General features: G+C 48.0%; 16 protein-coding genes. 5 read left to right on the top strand and 11 right to left on the bottom strand.

Annotated features, from left to right (window positions below):
• Window positions 1-30: 30 nt before the first annotated feature.
• The gene (locus ACYVGR_RS27250) at window positions 31-1212 is read left to right on the top strand and encodes an ATP-binding protein (protein ID WP_460962776.1); all 1182 of its coding nucleotides are present in this window, start codon (window positions 31-33) and stop codon (window positions 1210-1212) included.
• 7 nt (window positions 1213-1219) lie between these two features.
• On the opposite strand, the gene ACYVGR_RS27245 is transcribed toward ACYVGR_RS27250, so the two are convergent.
• Window positions 1220-2248, bottom strand: coding sequence for a helix-turn-helix transcriptional regulator (locus ACYVGR_RS27245; protein ID WP_460962774.1), 1029 nt, complete (start codon window positions 2246-2248; stop codon window positions 1220-1222).
• 347 nt (window positions 2249-2595) lie between these two features.
• On the opposite strand from ACYVGR_RS27245, the gene ACYVGR_RS27240 reads away from it, so the two are divergent.
• Complete coding sequence (locus ACYVGR_RS27240; RefSeq protein WP_460962772.1) at window positions 2596-4122, top strand: RtcB family protein; 1527 nt, start codon at window positions 2596-2598, stop codon at window positions 4120-4122.
• Window positions 4123-4170: 48 nt separating this feature from the next.
• Here ACYVGR_RS27240 and ACYVGR_RS27235 read toward each other — a convergent pair whose 3' ends face one another.
• The 4 genes from ACYVGR_RS27235 to ACYVGR_RS27220 form a co-directional block, all read right to left on the bottom strand.
• Entirely contained in the window at window positions 4171-4554 is a 384-nt protein-coding gene (locus tag ACYVGR_RS27235; RefSeq protein WP_460962770.1) for a hypothetical protein, read from the bottom strand.
• A gap of 85 nt (window positions 4555-4639) precedes the next feature.
• Window positions 4640-5581 (bottom strand): extracellular catalytic domain type 1 short-chain-length polyhydroxyalkanoate depolymerase, encoded by a 942-nt coding sequence (locus ACYVGR_RS27230; RefSeq protein ID WP_460962768.1) that lies wholly within the window; start codon window positions 5579-5581, stop codon window positions 4640-4642.
• Between the two features lie 150 nt (window positions 5582-5731).
• On the bottom strand, window positions 5732-6529 hold the full coding sequence (locus ACYVGR_RS27225) for a LytR/AlgR family response regulator transcription factor (RefSeq protein WP_460962766.1): 798 nt from the start codon (window positions 6527-6529) through the stop codon (window positions 5732-5734).
• Entirely contained in the window at window positions 6529-7557 is a 1029-nt protein-coding gene (locus tag ACYVGR_RS27220) for a sensor histidine kinase (protein ID WP_460962764.1), read from the bottom strand. The genes ACYVGR_RS27225 and ACYVGR_RS27220 overlap by 1 nt, the downstream gene beginning before the upstream one ends.
• A 62-nt stretch (window positions 7558-7619) precedes the next feature.
• Here ACYVGR_RS27220 and ACYVGR_RS27215 point away from each other — a divergent pair, with 62 nt between their 5' ends.
• Window positions 7620-7931, top strand: coding sequence for a hypothetical protein (locus ACYVGR_RS27215; protein WP_460962762.1), 312 nt, complete (start codon window positions 7620-7622; stop codon window positions 7929-7931).
• Complete coding sequence (gene pafA / locus ACYVGR_RS27210; RefSeq protein ID WP_460962760.1) at window positions 7897-9522, top strand: alkaline phosphatase PafA; 1626 nt, start codon at window positions 7897-7899, stop codon at window positions 9520-9522. Before ACYVGR_RS27215 ends, pafA begins: the two co-directional genes overlap by 35 nt.
• 140 nt (window positions 9523-9662) lie before the next feature.
• On the opposite strand, the gene ACYVGR_RS27205 is transcribed toward pafA, so the two are convergent.
• The 4 genes from ACYVGR_RS27205 to ACYVGR_RS27190 form a co-directional block, all read right to left on the bottom strand.
• Complete coding sequence (locus ACYVGR_RS27205) at window positions 9663-11111, bottom strand: DUF1501 domain-containing protein (protein ID WP_460962758.1); 1449 nt, start codon at window positions 11109-11111, stop codon at window positions 9663-9665.
• 180 nt (window positions 11112-11291) lie between these two features.
• A complete protein-coding gene (locus ACYVGR_RS27200) occupies window positions 11292-14522 on the bottom strand; it encodes a DUF1553 domain-containing protein (protein WP_460962756.1) in 3231 nt (1076 codons plus the stop codon).
• A gap of 158 nt (window positions 14523-14680) precedes the next feature.
• A complete protein-coding gene (locus tag ACYVGR_RS27195) occupies window positions 14681-15448 on the bottom strand; it encodes an SDR family NAD(P)-dependent oxidoreductase (protein WP_460962754.1) in 768 nt (255 codons plus the stop codon).
• A gap of 34 nt (window positions 15449-15482) precedes the next feature.
• Window positions 15483-16076 (bottom strand): RNA polymerase sigma factor, encoded by a 594-nt coding sequence (locus tag ACYVGR_RS27190; protein WP_460962752.1) that lies wholly within the window; start codon window positions 16074-16076, stop codon window positions 15483-15485.
• A gap of 440 nt (window positions 16077-16516) precedes the next feature.
• Here ACYVGR_RS27190 and ACYVGR_RS27185 point away from each other — a divergent pair, with 440 nt between their 5' ends.
• Window positions 16517-17542, top strand: a complete 1026-nt coding sequence (locus ACYVGR_RS27185) for a LacI family DNA-binding transcriptional regulator (RefSeq protein ID WP_460962750.1) — start codon at window positions 16517-16519, stop codon at window positions 17540-17542.
• 6 nt (window positions 17543-17548) lie between these two features.
• Here ACYVGR_RS27185 and ACYVGR_RS27180 read toward each other — a convergent pair whose 3' ends face one another.
• Together ACYVGR_RS27180 and ACYVGR_RS27175 are read right to left on the bottom strand one after the other, a co-directional pair.
• Window positions 17549-17947 carry an OsmC family protein gene (locus ACYVGR_RS27180; RefSeq protein WP_460962748.1) on the bottom strand — a complete coding sequence of 133 codons (399 nt, stop codon included), beginning with the start codon at window positions 17945-17947 and terminating at the stop codon, window positions 17549-17551.
• Window positions 17944-18432: hypothetical protein (locus ACYVGR_RS27175; protein ID WP_460962746.1), on the bottom strand; the 489-nt coding region annotated here is incomplete at its 5' end. The genes ACYVGR_RS27175 and ACYVGR_RS27180, both read right to left, overlap by 4 nt.

Genomic DNA, 18432 nt, shown 5'->3' with positions numbered 1-18432 from the left:
GTATTATTTTTGTACAAATTATCTGGTTTTATGGTTCAGAGAAAAATTTATTCAGAACTAGAGCAACATCTATTCAGAAAGCAAGTGACCGTTATTACGGGCATGCGCCGTGTAGGTAAATCTACAGCTCTACGCTATCTGCTAGGTCATGTTCCGCACACGAACATATTGTACCTGGATTTTGAACGTATTGAAAATCGTATCCTCTTTAATCAGACTTCTTATAACGACATTGAGCGGGGGTTACAGGCGTTAGGTCTATCACTGTCAGAACCTGCTGTCGTGGCTTTAGATGAAATTCAATTAGTACCTAATAGTCCAAGTGTAATCAAAAGTTTATATGATACTTACGGTATAAAATTTATTGTCACGGGGTCTAGCTCGTATTATTTAAAGAATCATTTTTCTGAAAGTCTAGCGGGACGCAAACAAATATTTGAAATGTACCCTCTTGATTTTGAGGAGTTTTTACTCTTCAAAGGACAAGACGTGAAGCCATTCCAGATTGGTAAGATGCAGCCTTTTTTATTTACATTTTATGATCGGTGGCGTGGCTTTTATGAAGAGTTTCTTCAGTATGGAGGCTTTCCTGAAGTCGTATTGTCAGAGGAGTCAAAGGATAAAACCGATTATCTACGTGATGTTTTAAATGCTTACATCGAATTAGATATAAAACTTTTAGCTGATTTCAGCCTGAGTGATACGCTCTATAAACTCATTCAGTTGCTAGCCGTTCGGGTGGGTAGCCGATTGGATTACAGTAAATTATCCAGTTTGATTGGCGAGAACCGCCACAAGATTAAAGACTATCTACACTTGTTAGAATACACGTATTTTATTCACATTGTACGGCCTTACACAGGTGGATTGGATAAAGAATTGTCAAAACAACCCAAATTTTACTTTTCAGATACAGGCCTGCTGCAACTTATGGGGCAAGTAAGTAGTGGACAATTGTTTGAGAATGCAATTGCGAATCAATTGGCTCGCCTGGGTCCGATTAATTACTATGAGCGTACCACAGGTACAGAAATAGATTTTATTCTGAATCGCCAACAAGCTTTTGAAGTAAAAGAAACCTGTACACCCCATGATTTACAAGTTCTGACGGATCGAGCGAAACTAATTCAATTAACAGATTGTCAATTGATTGGCCGCAATTTGCCCGCAAGTGGCTTCGCTGACTTTATATGGGGAGGTTCAGTATGGTAACCTATGATTATGAAGGAGTTTTCGACATCACATACGCATCCGCGCCAGCCTGCAACCGCTTCTGGATTACCCGCCGAAGCCGTTCCGGTTCGAGCACATGCATACCCTCGCCGAATCCCAGAATTTCCTTTTCCAACTCAAAATTGTGCTGCACCCGAAGCTGAATAACGATCCCTTCCGCCGTTCGCTCCAAAACTTGCTGCGAATGATGGAGCGGCTTAGTTTCAACATAAGGTGCGTGCAAACGATTGACGAATAATTTCACCCGAATGGGGCGCAGGTTCTCACTCACCGACACTCCGATAACGTCGTGGTAATGAGCCGTCGGGTCAATACCCTGATTAGGCACGTAATCAACATCGGGGTCAATGCGGATTGATAGCATTCGGTCTAGCGCCAGGTTCATGATATACCCTTTGCCATCCCGTACGCCTACCGCAAACCAGCGATTTTTGAACTCCTTCAGCCACCAGACATGAAAGCAAAACGTTTGCGGTAGGCGCGCAGAAAACGACTGGTATTCAATCTGTAACGTTCGTTTTTGAATAACCGCCTGATACAATTCATCCAGATAGTGTAGTCCTTTCAGGTGTTCGTTTTTCTCAAAATCAATAACCGGAATCGACTTCTGGGCTGTTGAATACACGTGATCTTCCAGTTTCTGAACTACTTCGTTCAGCGCCGTAAAGTGCGAGAACCCTTTAAATTGCTTCAGTACCTCAACAGCCTCGTTCATGCGCGACAGATCACCGTCCGAGAGCGGAATATTGGTGATACTGTACGTAGGGTCTTCGTACGTGTAATACTTTTTGTCGATGACGACGATGGGCGCGAAATACCCCAGCTTATCACTCCGCATCAGTTGAAGATCAGCCTGAATGGTCCGTCGGCTGATACCCTTGTCGATGCCCTCATATTCGTACAACGCTTCCGAAACCACTTCGATCAGGTCATCGAGCGTCCATTTACGCTGCCGATTACGCAGGCAGGCATCCAGTGTTTTGTAGCGCACAAGCGCGTTTCGGTTAGCGGGCATCGAACTGATTGTTGGTGTGATTAGCTGATTTTTTCAGAAAAATGGAAAAATTTTCTGAACTGCGCAAAAAGACTGCGCAATAGTGCTCAACCTTTGTCGCGTCGGTTCGTTGTTATAACTCACCATCCATAACTAAACCTTCATAATACTCACTCAAATAGGTTTTGCCAGGTGTATGACAAGTTTTTTTTCGACAGGATTAACAGGATTTTCAGGATTTATTGCGTTAACTATTGGTAAAATAAATCCTGAAAATCCTGTTAATCCTGTCGAAAAAACAGTTTACAAGCCCATACATTAAACTTGTCCTACACCCGTTTTGCCTGTTTGGATTAATTTACAAACACATGGAAACTCCAATTTCACTAGACGATATTTTATCAGTAGGGCCAATCCCCGAACAGTTGCACCCAACGTTTCTGCGGGTGACCAACGGGCTGGTTGAACGGGCTCAATACCCGAAAGAGAAAGTAATGGGCTTGCTGGCGCAGATGCTCCAGAACCCAAAAAAGTTTGCTTATTCTAAAAACAAGGTCACAAATCTGGCTCAGGCAATTTATGAACTGAACAAGCAAGGCATTTCGGTTCCGTTGAGCGAGACAGGCGCGCAATACCTACCTGCCGAACCGGCACCTTATGTGCTATCGAACTCTGAAAAACAGGCCGAGAATAGCTTTGAGTTGCGCACAGATTCATTGCCTTATGCTGTGTTTGGTCGGGAACACATCGAAGAGGGCGCGTTGAAACAAATGGAAACGGCCGCCAGTCTGCCCATTTCGGTAGCGGGGTCGCTGATGCCCGATGCGCACCAGGGCTATGGTTTGCCGATTGGGGGTGTACTGGCAACCGAACCCAATACGATTATTCCGTTTGCCGTTGGGGTCGATATTGCGTGCCGAATGTGCTTGTCGGTTTTCGACTTACCACCTGGTTTTTTGAAACGTGAGCCGCATTTGTTGAAGAAATCGCTGGTGGAGCAGACCAAATTTGGGATTGGGGGCGAAACGCGTGAGAAGATCGATGAGAGCGTGATGGATTTGCCCGAATGGCAGGCTACCAAAGTAATTCGCGATCTGAAAGATAAAGCGTACCGGCAATTAGGAAGCTCGGGTACCGGTAACCACTTTGTGGAGTGGGGTGTTGTGGAGGTTTACGCACAGGATGATTTGTTGAAACTGCCACCGGGTGAATATCTGGCTTTGTTGTCGCATTCGGGGTCTCGAGGCTTTGGCGGAAACGTGGCAAATTACTACTCAAAGTTGGCCATGCAGAAAACCAAACTGCCTAAACAGGCAGCTCATTTGGCCTGGCTGGATTTAGGTACAGAAGAAGGTCAGGAGTACTGGATTGCCATGAACCTGGCGGGCGAGTATGCTTCTGCCAACCATCACGAAATCCATCGAAAACTGGCTAAAGCGTTACGGGAAAAGCCGTTGGTCATGGTCGAAAACCACCACAATTTTGCCTGGAAAGAGAAGCTGGCCGATGGTCGGGAAGTAATTGTACATCGAAAGGGGGCGACTCCGGCGGGGGCCGATGTGTTGGGTATTATTCCGGGATCGATGACACAGCCGGGCTTTGTGGTGCGCGGACGTGGGAATGCCGATTCACTAAATTCAGCCTCGCATGGAGCCGGGCGAGTAATGTCGCGAACACAGGCGTTCAACACCTTAACGCGCTCGCAATGGAACAAAGCATTGGCCGAGGCTGATATCCAGTTGATTGGGGGTGATCTGGATGAAGCTCCGATGGTATATAAAAACATCGACACCGTCATCAATGCCCAAAGCGATCTGGTATCTGTGCTGGCGAAATTCACGCCTAAAATCGTTCGGATGGCCGATGCCAATCGAAAAGAAGGACGAGAAGATTAGTTTTCGTGGTGTCAGCTTCTCAAAGCTGACACCACGAAAACTTTATCGTTACGACCGCTGACGACGGCGTTCTTTTAGTTTATCCATCATCTCTTCCTTAATGGTCAGGTATTGCTCAAACTGATCTTTATTCAAAACGCCTTTGAGTTCCTTGTCCTTGCTTTTCATAATGGATTTGGCCTCCCGCATTGTTTTTAAATTTCGTCCGCCCGTTTCGATCACCGACTGCATTTGTTTGGCATACTTCAGATTAATATCGGCCACCGATGTTTCCTGCTCAGGAGATAACTTCAGAACTTCTTTCATACGTGCCGTTTGACGAGAAGCCCGTTCTTCGGGTGGGCCAAGTTGAGCTCCTTTCTGTCCAAATGAAGCGATCGAAAAAAGAATTAGTGAAACAGAAAAAGCGAGTTTGATCAGGTTGTTTTTCATGATTATTTGATTAAAGTAACGCGGACATCTTGTCCGCATGGGAATAAATCCATTTATCAATAACTATGCGGACAGGATGTCCGCGTTACGGCAATGAATAGTTTTTAAAAAAGCTCCAGATTAGGTCATTATTGACGAATGCTTCGGAGGGAGCATCGCCAACAAAACGGGCACCTTTAAGACCGCCCGGCCAGGAGTGGCCTCCATCTGCCGTTAGGTAATAATGAATTTCTGAGCCGCCTTCGCAACCCGACCATTTGTAAAACGTGTATTTGTCTGTTGTCGTAACCGTCTGTTTGGTCGTCATGCAGTTGGCCAATTTGGCGAACACGGTCAGCGTACTATCTACTGGCGAGTTCCATTGTTTATTAATGCTCCTTGTGCCGACGCCACCTATGTAGGGCACATTCCGATCCTGTTGAGAATGTATGTGCAGAATCGGCATAACCCGATTGGGTTTACAAGCCCTTTTCACCTGCATGGTTCCAGAATTGGCTGCAATAGCGGCTAGTTTATCTGGTAACTCACAGGCCAATCGATAGCAGAGCATGGCCCCATTCGAATGCCCCAGCGCATACACTTTCTTCGGATCAACTCGCTGGGTGGCCACGAACTTATCGATCAGCTTCCGAATAAATCCAACGTCGTCTACTTGCTGAGTGGCGGCAATCTGACCACAGCAGGCACCTGCATTCCAGGTTCGCAAGTGCAGGATACCAGGGTTTTGAATGCCATCGGGGTAGACGACAATAAAGCCTTCCCGGTCCGCCGTTTCGCTTAGTTTCGATTGCGATTCAAACTGTTGCCCGCTTCCTCCTCCGCCATGCAAGGCAATAACCAGCGGCAAGGGTTCGTCGGTCTGCTTATAGGCAGGAGGCAGATGAACCCAGTAAATTCTTGTTTCTCCATCATGCCGCAACGTATCCCGAACGCTAGGTTCGACCGACGTAGATTTTGACTGGCCCAAAGTCGGGTAAGCAGGCATTGCAGCGCCCAAAGCCAGCGTCACAAAAAGCAGTTTATACATAAGCAATTGATTTTAATAGAAGTAATGTAGCTTACTGACTAACCATCGAATCGACGTTACAAACCTACTTATTTCGAATAGCAGCCGCTTGAAAACGACTGTGAAAGGGCAAGATTGATGGCTTAAGCAGCGCATGAGCCATCTGAACAGTTAAAAATCTTCCAGCCACTTTTTAAATAAAGCAGCTCGTTCTTTACTGATGAATACCAACTCTCTGGGCGTTGGTTGAAGCCTAAGTTGTAATCGCCCATTGAAGTACAACTCCGCTTCCCGAACGCTATTTCGAGCGACGATAAACTGCCGGTTGGCCCGAAAAAACTGTTTGGGATCAAGCTGGGCTTCCAGATCTTCCAGCTTCAAATCGATGGGGTAATGAATCGATCGGTCTGAAGGCTGATAATCTATTCCCCGGTCGAAAAGCGTGGCCGAAACAACACCTCCCGCAATCGAAAAATAAGCTATGTCGGCTACTTTAATCGGGAGTAGTTTATCGCGGAACTGAATAAGGAAACCGTGTCGGTAGGCCTGAGGCAGAAACGTATGGCTACTCAACAGCGCCTGCATCTGACGGACCAATTCATCGCTAACCGGGCGAGGAAGCGAATGGTATTTCTGCAAACTGGCTTCAAGCGCTTCTCGCTCAATGGGTTTTAGTAAATAATCAATGCTGTTATGACGAAAAGCACGAATAGCATACTCGTCATAAGCAGTTGTGAAAATGATTGGACAGGGCACCGAAACCTGTTCCAGAAGCGAAAATGATAGCCCGTCGGCCAGTTGAATATCCGAAACAATAAGATCAGGTGGCGGTAATTGCGCCCACTGTGCCCGGCCTTCTTCAATACTATCAATAACAGCCACTATCGTCAACGACGGGTCGATTTCGTGAAGTAAAGCCGCTAAATGATTGGCTGCCATTTGCTCGTCTTCAATCAGGAGAACACGCATCAGAATGTAGGAATAATGGGTAAATGAACACTGAACGCATCATCAGTACGAACGATCTGAATCGACTTTCCGGTCAGTAAACGAAATCGACTATCCAGATTGGACAGGCCGCTACCCATTCCATCGCTAGAGGCAAGTTTGGGTTGACAGGCATTCCGAACAACGATGTATTGACCAGCCGCGTCTACTGTCAGGCTAATGGCCAGCGGACGGCTATTGGAAACAACATTATGCTTTACTGCATTTTCAATCAGTAATTGCAGCGACATCGGCGGAATTTTCCAGGGAGCTTCCGTTGGTAATTGATTGTCAATCTCTAGATTGTCGCCAAACCGAATTGTCAATAGAAATGTGTAGGCCGACGTGAACTGCATTTCCTCCGCAAACGGTACTAATGACTGTTGCTGGACCTGCAAGGAATACCGTAATACCTGCGAGAGTTTGGCTAAATACTGCTGACTTTTAGGCCCTCCCTCCCGAATGAGTGAACTAAGCGCATTCAGCGAATTAAACAGAAAATGAGGGTTAAGTTGGGCGCGAAGTGTATCCAACTGTGCCTGTAAGTTTTGCTGTTTTAGCTGTTCATTTTCCAGAAGTATCGTCCGGTTTTGTTGGAGAACAGTCAGGAAATTGGCCAGTAGCAACGCGGTTATCCACAGAAAAAAGCTTCGAAAATAGGTAGTCACAATCACCAAAACAGGGCGTTCAGGATACCAGGGCAATACAATGGCGACAAACAAACCTGTCAGGACTATAAACAGCAGAAAATTAAGGCCATACCAGGTGGGCAGGCCAAATCGGGGACTGTACGATTTCGTAGTCAGTACCCGTCGGTTCAGTTCGATAAAGAAAAAAGTAAAGGCGAGATGAAACACCAGCCTGCTGATGGCAAGCCCAACATCGGGAATGCCAGGCAATATGGCTAAGTTCGACCGGGCCGTTAAGCGAATTAAGGGCAGGTTAACCAATACGGCCGCGATCAGCGAGGCAATTCCGGCAATCTGTCGCCAGGATAAACGAAGGTTCATACGCCAAGATAAGCAACAGTCGACCTTCGCATGACTAAAAAGAAACCAAAGCAGCGAAAGTCATGAGTCAAGCTGCTGACTGGGAAAGTGAATTAGAACGATGCACGGGTGGCTTAGGTGAATATTTCAGGTCAATTATTTGTATTGTTCGTATAATGGGTTTGGCACAAGTACTTTTTTTGACAGGATTAACAGGATTTTCAGGATTTGTTAAGTGGAGTATTGGTGAAATAAATCCTGAAAATCCTGTTAATCCTGTCAAAAAAACGTGCCGTGGTATAACTGGAAAGACTGACCCACAACGCGATGGTTCGTTCTTTCCCCAATCAGTCTATTCGTATGCTTCGCTCTATACTTCTATTACTTCTGATTAGTTCATCGCTTTGGGCGCAAACGCCAAATCAACCACTTGCTCGCCCTAAACTTGTGGTTGGTGTGGTGGTCGATCAGATGCGCTACGATTACCTGTATCGCTATTACAACAAGTACGCCGAAGGTGGCTTTAAACGGCTGTTGCAAAACGGGTTCAACTGCCGAAATCACCATTTTCATTATGCCATGACCGTTACGGCTGCCGGACATGCCTCTGTTTACACGGGCTCGATGCCTGCGATTCATGGCATTGTGGGCAATGAATGGTTCGACAAGCGATTGGGAGCCGGGGTGTATTGCGTGGGGGATAGTGCGGTACAGGCCGTTGGAACGACCAATGGATCGGCCGGGAGAATGTCGCCGAGAAACATGCTGGTCAACACCGTTACCGATCAATTGCGGATTGGCACCAACTACCAGTCGAAAACGATTGGCATTGCGCTCAAAGACCGGGGGGCTATCCTTCCCGCTGGTCATACGGCCAATGGAGCGTATTGGTTCGATAGTAAGACCGGCAACTGGATTACCAGCACGTTCTATCGTCCTGATTTACCGCAGTGGGTACAAGCGTATAACGACAAAAAACGCCCCGCTGAACTCCTGAAATCGGGCTGGCAAACGTTGCTCCCTATTGATCAGTACACCGAAAGCACGGCCGATGATAAAGCCTATGAATTTAAACTGGCGGGGGCGAAGAAACCCGTTTTTCCGTATGATCTGGCCGGTCGGGCAGGCGATGCCTTTGGGATAATTGCCAGCACTCCTCAAGGCAATACCATGACGAAGGAAATGGCGCTGGAAGCCCTGAAAAATGAGAATCTGGGTAAAGGTCCATCGACCGATTTTCTGGCCATTAGCTTTTCGTCACCCGATTATGTAGGTCACGCTTTTGGGCCAAACTCCGTTGAAGAGGAAGACATTTATCTGCGTTTAGATCGCGATCTGGCCGAGCTACTAACGACGCTGGATAACTGGGTTGGCAAGGACAATTATCTATTCTTCATCACCGCCGACCACGGGGTTACGGATGTTGTGGAGCTAGCGCGAGAGCACCATCTGCCCGCAGGTCGGCTGGATGTGGCTGCGATCAACACAGCTGTAAAAGCCGCATTGGCCGAAAAGTTTGGTGCTGGCGACTACATCCGTTCTTCGGAGAATTATCAATTTTATCTGAACCACGAGACCTTGCGCAAGAAAAAAATCACGGTCAACGATGTGTATCTGGCTGTTCGGGAGGTTATTCTCGATGCCAATGGCGTTGCCGATGTGCTTAATCTGCACGACTTAGGCAATGCTGGCCTCAACGACTACCAACTAACGCTTTACAAAAACGGCACGCATGCCAAGCGCAGTGGTGATATTCAACTGGTGATTGAACCCGGCTGGATGGCAGGTCCCATTGTGGCCAGTCATGGTGGTCCGTATACGAATGACACCCATATTCCGCTGGTGTTTTATGGGTGGGGAATCAAACCCGGCGAAACCGTCGAACGCACCGCTGTAGCCGACACAGCCCCAACTGTATCGGCCCTGCTTCATATCCTGGAGCCAAATGGTAGTGTTGGGAAAGTGATTAGTGGCGTACTGAAATAAGGGGGTTCTCTGGGCAGACGTATACATTGTGATCGTCGTCAGTGCAGACGTCGTGGCCGTGGTAGAACGTGTTACCGTTGAATCAGGATAGTTTAAGAGGATTCCTGCATCAGCAGGACAAAAATGATTCGTTCTATAGTTTACGCCAATAGACCTTTAACTACTTTCCCTTCGACATCTGTCAGTCGGAAACGACGCCCTTGAAATTCATAGACAAGTTTCTCGTGGTCAATACCCATCAGGTGCAGCAATGTGGCCTGAAAATCATGCACATGCACGGGGTTATGGGCGATGTTATACCCAAATTCATCCGTTTCACCATAAGTGATTCCCGGCTTGACACCGCCACCCGCCATCCAGATAGTAAAGCAACGCGGGTGATGATCGCGGCCGTAGTTGTCTTTGGTAAGTTTTCCCTGCGAGTAATTCGTTCGGCCAAACTCTCCGCCCCAAACCACGACGGTATCGTCGAGCAGGCCGCGTTGTTTCAAATCCTGAACCAGGGCTGCCGATGCCTGATCGGTGGCTTTACATTGTCGGGCAATCCCTTTGGGTAAATCGCCGTGTTGGTCCCAACCCTGATGATAGAGCTGCACGAATTTTACGTCGCGTTCCAGCAACCGACGAGCCATCAGGCAGTTAGCCGCAAACGTACCCGGATTCCGTGCTTCGGGACCATAGAGATCAAAGACCCAATCGGGTTCGTCAGACATATCGTTGACTTCGGGAACGGACGTTTGCATCCGAAACGCCATTTCGTATTGCGCAATGTGGTTCGACACTTCGGGGTCGCCGTAGATTTCTTCCTGTACCTGGTTGAGATCTTTTAAGGCATCGAGCATGTAACGCCGATCGGAAGTAGTGAAACCTTTTGGGTTGTTGAGGTACAACACGGGATCGGCACCAGAGCGAAACTGCACGCCCTGATGCTTGGACGGCAGAAAGCCGTTGCCCCAAAGTCGGGCATAGAGGGGCTGATCCTTTGGCGCATCGTTGGAGACCAGAACGATGAACGATGGCAGGTTTTCGTTGGCCGAACCTAGTCCATAACTGATCCAGGAACCAATACTAGGGCGTCCGGCAAGCTGATTGCCCGTTTGGAAAAACGTCAAAGCCGGGTCGTGATTAATCTGCTCGGTGTACATGGACTTGATGAAACACAGGTCATCAGCCACTTTGCCGGTGTAGGGCATCAACTCACTAATCCAGGCTCCACTGTTGCCGTGTTGTGCAAACGCATAGGGCGAACTCACGAGCGGTAACGCCGACTGCTGGGCGCTCATGCTTGTTAATCGCTGCCCTTTCCGAACCGACTCGGGCAGGTCTTTACCATGCATTTTTGTCAGAAATGGCTTATAGTCGAACATCTCCAGTTGCGATGGGCCACCGCTCTGACACAAATACACAATCCGTTTTGCCTTCGGTGCCCGGTGTGGAACCAACAATGTCGACTCAGGGCCGGGCGTCGAGAACAGATTGCGCGGCAACAACGAACCTAAGGCCAATGAGCCTAAACCAATAGAGGCTTTGGTTAGAAACGACCGTCGATTAAAGGTGTCGGCCAGACTTTGTGTTAGTTTCTCGTTCATTGGTTTTAGGGTTACTCGATACTTTGTATATGTGGTGTCAGTTGCCTGATTGTGCAGTCAGGTTCTTTAACCTGACTGCTGGTTAGGTTTCTCAAAACCTAATGACACGAGGTTTCTTAAAACCTCGCCGTGTCGGTTATTAGTAACCGACACCACAGTTAACAAAAAGTGTACTCGCTCTCAATGCTTCGTGACAAACGCTTCGGAATTCATCACGGTACTCGCCACGACAGCACCAGCGGCCAATGCCGGTAGGTCGTTAATACCCGTTGATTTGTGTTCACCGGCCTGAAGCCAGCCAGTCAGTTTCGCGGGATTCTTTCTGAATTTCTGGTACTCCTGTTCATAGAGTCGAGTCAAAATGACTAGTTCCTTCGGTTGGGGTTTTCGACTGGTTAGTAGTCGGAACACCTCGGTTAGCTCTTCGGGTAACGTTTTTTTCTGAATGAATGACCGTTCGGCAACGACTTTGGCAGCTTCGACAAACTGCGGATCATTGAGCAGAATCAGGGCTTGCAGGGGCGTACTGGTTTTCTGCCGCTGGACTACACAATAGCTGCGGGACGGCGCATCGAACGTATTCATCGACGGGGGCGGGTTCGTTCGACGCCAGAATGTGTACAGGCTTCGACGGTACAATCCTTCGCCTTTATCCTGATCGTAGGTTGCACTATTAACCGCCCACAAGCCTTCGGGTTGGTAGGGTTTTACGCTTGGTCCACCCAGCTTTGGAGAGAGCAATCCGCTGGCCGCTAAGACATTGTCGCGAATCATTTCGGCCGTCAGCCGCGACATGGGCCCACGAGCCAACCAGGTATTTTCCGGGTCTTTGGCTAACCCTTCGCGCGTAACGCGGGACGATTGTCGATACGTAGCCGACATAACGATTAGCTTCTGCATGGCCTTTACGTTCCAGCCAGATTCCCTGAACGTAATGGCCAGCCAGTCGAGCAGTTCGGGGTGCGTGGGCAAGCCGCCCTGATTGCCGAAGTTGTTGGACGATTTCTGTAGGCCTGTTCCGAAGTACGTTTGCCAATACCGATTGACGACTACGCGGGCCGTAAGTGGGTTATCGGGATGAAGTAGCCACTTGGCTAAACCCAATCTGTTGCGAGGGAATTCTGGCGAATAGGGGAGAATACTGGCCGGAACGTCTGGACGAACGCGTTCGCCGTGGGCGTCATAAACTCCGCGTTTGAGTAGATAGGTCGGGCGAGGGGTTTTCATATCCTCCATCACCATAATTTCTGGAATCTCTTCCACTACTCGGTTGCGCTCCGCCCGAAGTTTCAGGAGTTCGTCGCGCTGGTGCTGATAAGGCGCTGAGATATTCGCTAAGTAATACGGAAACAGACTTTTGGGATCTGGCTGGCGGAGTTGGACGGGGCTAGTGGCTGCCGATAACGTAGGGAGGAGCGCTACTTCCGGGGCTGTGAGTTCGCGGCTATACACAACCAGCTCGTCTACCAAACCATTTTTGAAACCCGTTCCCCGCATATCGGCACCGACTTGCAAACCGGGCTGATCTTTGCCCATGTGTTTCCCCTTTGGCCAGATAATGTCCTTGTACAGATTGTCTTTTTCGGTCACCATGGGGGCCTCTTTTCCATCGATGTACAGCTTCAATCCACTGGCTTTGCTTGAGCCATCGTAGGTCATGGTCAACTGAACCCACTTTTGTTTGGGCAATAGTTGCTGACTAACCTTAATGATACTATTGTATGGCCAGGTGTGGGCCATCAGAAGTTCGGCTTTACCATCGCGAATGTTCAGGAAATAACCCCGGAAATTGTACAGAATATCTCCCTGGCCTTTGTGCAGAATCACGCCTTTGTTTAAGCCGGTCGGAATATTCACCCAGACCCCAATTGAAAAAGGCTGTGCCCGGTTGAAAACGCCCACCTGGCCCAGATTCAGAATATCATCGCCGTTGGAATGGAAGGCTTGCCCAAACTTGCCTGCGGCCAGAACAGGCTCTAGCACAGTGCCTTTGTCCGTTTTTGATACTTCGCTGACAAACTGCCCATTAACCAACTTATCGAAAGTAAATCGAGCCTGTAAACCCTTGCGCAAATCGACCGATACGTTCTGGTTCGTACTCGTTTGCCATTGGATAAACGCCTTTTGTTCAGTCTGTTTTGTTTGCGTCAGCGCGGTTTCTGCCGTTTTGATTTTGGTGTCGATAAACGTGAGCAGGCTGTCCTGCTTTTTCTCCGAGAGGAGCATCGTCGGCACGGGCATGGCATCATCCCAGGAGATTTGTCCAGCTTCGTCGACATTATTGAAAAAGGCAAACAGGCTATAATAGTCCTTCTGCGAAATGGGGTCGAATTTGTGATCGTGGCAACGGGCGCATTCTACCGTCAGACCCAACATAGCCGTCCCTAATGTATTGGTTCGGTCGGCCACGTACTCCACCCGGAATTCTTCGTTGATGATGCCGCCTTCCGTATTTTGAGAATGGTTTCGGTTGAAGCCCGTAGCCAATCGCTGTTCACGGGTAGGTTGGGGGAGGAGATCGCCTGCCAATTGCCATGTCAGGAACTGGCTAAACGGCTGATTCTGATTAAACGACTGAATAACCCAGTCGCGCCAGGGCCACATAGGCCGATAGCGATCAACCGTATAGCCGTGCGTATCGGCATAGCGGGCCAGATCGAGCCAATCGACGGCCATTTTTTCGCCGTAATGGGGCGACTGCACTAGTCGATTAACGACCTTTTCGTAAGCATCGGGAGCGGTGTCAGCCAGAAATGCATCGATTTCTGCGAGAGTGGGTGGTAGGCCGGTAAGGTCGAGCGATACCCGCCGAAGGAGCGTTTCTTTATCGGCTTCGGGTGCAGGCTTTAAGCCCTTTTCCTCTATTTTATGGAGAATGAAGTTATCGATCCCGTTTTTGGGCCAGCGCGTATCGGTAACCGTCGGTAAGTCGGCTTTCTGGGGTTTAATAAGCGCCCAGTGGGGTTTGTATTCGGCACCCTGTTCAATCCATTTGATAAGCACGGCTTTTTCGTAATCTGACAAGGCACGATTCGACGCTTTAGGCGGCATCATGTCATGCTCATCGGCCGTAATAATTCGATGGTAGACTTCACTATTGGCCAAATCGCCGGGAACGATGGCGTGTTTACCCTTGGCTTTTTTCAGGGCTGCCAGAGCACCTTCGCGCGTGGCTAATTCCAGACCGGCCTTCTGACTGTTTTTATCGGGACCGTGGCAGAAAAAGCATTTGTCGGAAAGAATAGGCTTTACATGCAGGTTATAATCAACCGTTTCGGGGAGTTTATCGGCCAGTTTGGCAATCGCGGCTGGTTTTTCAACATGATTACAACTTTGTAGCAAGCCAACGATGCAGAAGCAAGTCAGACTTGTGAGAACTAAAAAGAAAGGTTTTTTCAGCGATCTAGCCATACCATATTTTGGAGATATGGCATAGCCAGATCGCTGAAAAAACCTTGAATATGAACTCTTGACCATTTTTGCTATCAATTGGCTAATCAATAGCAAAAATAGGATTTAAGTAAGTAAATTTAAATACACAAATAAGAGGTTGTTTTACACAAATCCGACTATCGGCCCATCCAGCCCCCATCAACTGTCAGGATGGTTCCGTGTACATAGGCACCTGCGGCCGAAGCCAGAAAAACGACCGGCCCTTTGAAATCATTGGGTTCGCCCCAGCGACCAGCGGGAATACGATCAAGAATGGATTTTGACCGATCGGGGTCAGCTCGTAAAGCTTCGGTATTGTTTGTGACAATGTAACCCGGTGCAATACCGTTGACATTCACGCCTTTAGATGCCCATTCATTCGAAAATGCTTTGACTAATCCGGCTACCGCACTTTTGCTGGCCGTGTAAGCCGGTACGTTGATTCCCCCTTGAAAGCTAAGTAAGGAGCAGGTAAATATGATTTTCCCCGAACCATGAGCAATCATCTCCCTGCCAAATTCTCTCGCTAAAATGAACTGAGCATCGAGGTTCACCGAAATAACTTTATCCCAGTACTCATCGGGGTGTTCTGCGGCTGGTTTGCGCATAATCATCCCCGCATTATTGACCAGAATATCAATGGCAAGGGTGGCTTTTACGTCGTTGATAAACTGATATAATGCGTCCCGATTTGAGATGTCCAACTGGTAACCATCAAACGTACGACCAAGGGCTGTAATGGCCTTTTCCGTATCTCCGCCTTTGATAACGCCCGTGTTCGACGTGCCAACAATATTGGCACCCGCTTCGGCTAAAGCAATAGCCATAGCTTGTCCTAATCCGGTATTGCTACCGGTTACTAACGCGGTTTTTCCGGCAAGACTGAACTGGTCTAAAAAACTCATTGATGAATCGATTTTGAGATGGTATGCTTTTGCGTTACGAGAAAATATGGGTAGGTGGGCAACTGCGCAGTTGCGACATAGCACGGTAGAGAAAATTCGCAACGGTCTGTTTACCAACCGCCATTACCTGGCCTATGTCGTCGTTTGAAAGGCCTTCGTAGAACTTCAAAAAGATAACTTCCTGCTGACGTTTGGGTAATTGAGCCACCGCCTGCCGAAGGCTCTGTTCCGTATTGAGTAACATTTCCTCCGCAATCCATTCCGTTTCGGCCGTCAAGCCATCGGTAATGGGAATATCTGTTTCGATGCTTTCCTCCGTAGTCGAACGCCAGAGCATCTCCCGTCGCAATTTTCGAAGCAAATTGTTGCGTAAGGCTTTGATTAGATAAATGGTCACGTAGGGCGTATCGGCAATGACTTGGCGTCGATTCCACAGTTCCAGAAACAAGTCCTGAACGCAATCTTTAATCAGGTCGCGGTCTTTCGTAAAGCGGGTCGCATAAGTAAACAGCAGCCGATAACGAGCTTCTATCAGCCGATTGAATGCCTCTTCGTCGTCGGCTTTAAAACGAACCCAGAGTTGTGCCATCAGCACTTCATCAGAAGGAATTGATGGAGCCTTAGTCATCTTGTAGTTAGCTAAAGTTGTTAAGGTTTTTAGGTATACGCCAACCAGAGTCTGTCAGGGAATTAGTTGCCTTCACTAAGATTCGCCAGTAGTTTAGGTGATTCTTTGATTCATGGTAAAGTACAATTATTCTATTTCTGCTATAGCTGCCGCGTAGAATTTGATGTAACTCGCGATTACGTCCAATTCTGGTTATTTTCTACTAACATACTTGCTTAGTACAACATATCAAGGTCTTTTCTTTGCGAAAAATGTCTTTTTGTATGCAATCGTTACCGCAAACGTTTGCGGTAACGATTGCATTAGATGTGACTATCTTAAAAAGATTAAAATTTTCTTTGTATACTTGCTAACGCAAATTAGGCTGGGAGTTTAGGTTTTTTAGATCGCAGCTGGCCTTGCCTTTTAAAAGTGCTATCTACGCTAATCGATTGAAGTCCATGAAAAACACCCCGATTACGATAAAAGACATTGCTCGGTCGTTGAACATTTCGATTTCAACGGTTTCGCGGGCATTGCGTGGGATGCAGGAAATTCATCCCGATACCCGGAAGGCGGTGATGCGGCTGGCGGAAGAACTGGATTATCAACCCAATCAGCTTGCCAAGAATCTAGCGAAAAGTCGGACCAAAACGATTGGCGTTATTGTGCCCAACCTAAGTTATCACTACTTCTCGGCGATGCTCAATAGCATTGAAGAGGCTGCTTTACAGGCGGGTTATAGTGTGTTGGTTTGCCAGACGAATGAGTCGTATTTGCGGGAAACCACGAATATCCAGAACCTACTGCGGAGCCAGGTGGAAGGCTTTATCATCTCGTTGTCGCGCGATACCGACAACTATGAGCACGTAGAACGTCTGGTGCGTAAGAACATCCCCCTCGTACTGTTTGACCGGTATGCGGAGAGCATCGACGTATCTAAAGTTATTGTCGATAATTATGCTGCCGCCTTCAAGGCCACCGAGCACTTAATTGAAAACGGTTGCCGACGGATTGGTTTTCTGGCCGGTCCGACTCAACTGGTTCTGAGTAATCAGCGCGTAGCAGGCTATCGGGCGGCTCTGGCTAAGCACGATTTGTCGGTTGGCGATCAATATGTGTTTCACTGCGATTATACAGAGGAAAATACGATTATGCAGACCCTAGCCTTGATGAGTCTGCCGCAACCTCCCGATGGCATTGTTGTGATCAGCGATCGGATGGCCTATTCAACCATGTACGCGTTGAAGCAGAAGGGGCTGCGAATTCCGGAAGATGTGGCCATTGTGAGCTTTAATAATGAACCGGTTTCGGCCCTATTTTCGCCAACCTTAAGCAGTATTAACCAGCCAATTCAGGAAATGGGTACCGAAACCGTGCGTCTGTTACTCCGCGAACTAAACGCAACGGACACAATGGTTCCTAAAGAAACAAAAGTGATGGAAACCCAACTGATTGTCCGAGCCTCATCGATGCGGAAGCAATGAGTTTACTTAAACCATCAGCGTAATACTGAGACCTTTCCGTAATGTGTTATGAACTTCGGCTACTTGATCTGTGTGCCTGATAAGTGCATCGATTTCTTCAGGGGATGCGTCGGAGGTTACCTGAGCGGTATAGGTGAAGTTGGAGCCCGGCTCGCCATCGCTGCCAAATTCTCCGCTACAGACAACATCTACTCCTGATACCGCTATGTTCCGTTTCCCGGCTTCCCGATAGATATCATTGCAAAAGCAGGTTGCCAGCGAAAGTAGGAGCATTTCGCCCCCGTTGATGGCAGAACCAAAACCCGAGGCTTTGACCGAAATCTGCATTTCTTTGGCCGCATCATTGGTTTGCACAACGGTTTCCTGCTGATTAAATGCGCTTTTTATACTAGGCGATAGTTTCATGAGAAGGGTAGTAAATCGGGTTCTATATAGGTTGTTCTGGCCAAGTCAGACGTGTAAATATCCAGTTGATAATGACAGGCCATCAGCCCTTTGAAGTTGTATTTTAGTCTGGGGAATTGGGCAATGAAGTCTTGAAAATTCGTGGAGTCAGATTTGTTGACGAAATGATTGACCGCTCGTATAGCCGCAATGGTGAGCGTTTGGTTGTACTTGTCAAGCGCCCCTAGCGAATCGACAAAACGGACCAGTTGCGTGCAAATGTTTTCAATCGCCTGCTCGACACCGTACCGGGTTACGTGTATCCAGGCTAGCCGTAAATGGGCTTCATGACTAAACAGAGCAGGATTTAATTGACATGACTCAAATTGTTGCGCAAACAAGTCGTCATTGAGGGCATAATGGGATTCCATGGTATAGCTATTTTTGGTAGTCCTTAAAAAGTAATGATGGCAAGTAAACACCGCAGTCGGGCCGTAGTTTTGGGT

The organism is Spirosoma litoris, assembly GCF_054776755.1.
Note: the sequence above shows the minus strand (reverse complement) of the source record. Positions and strands in the feature narration are given on the sequence as shown.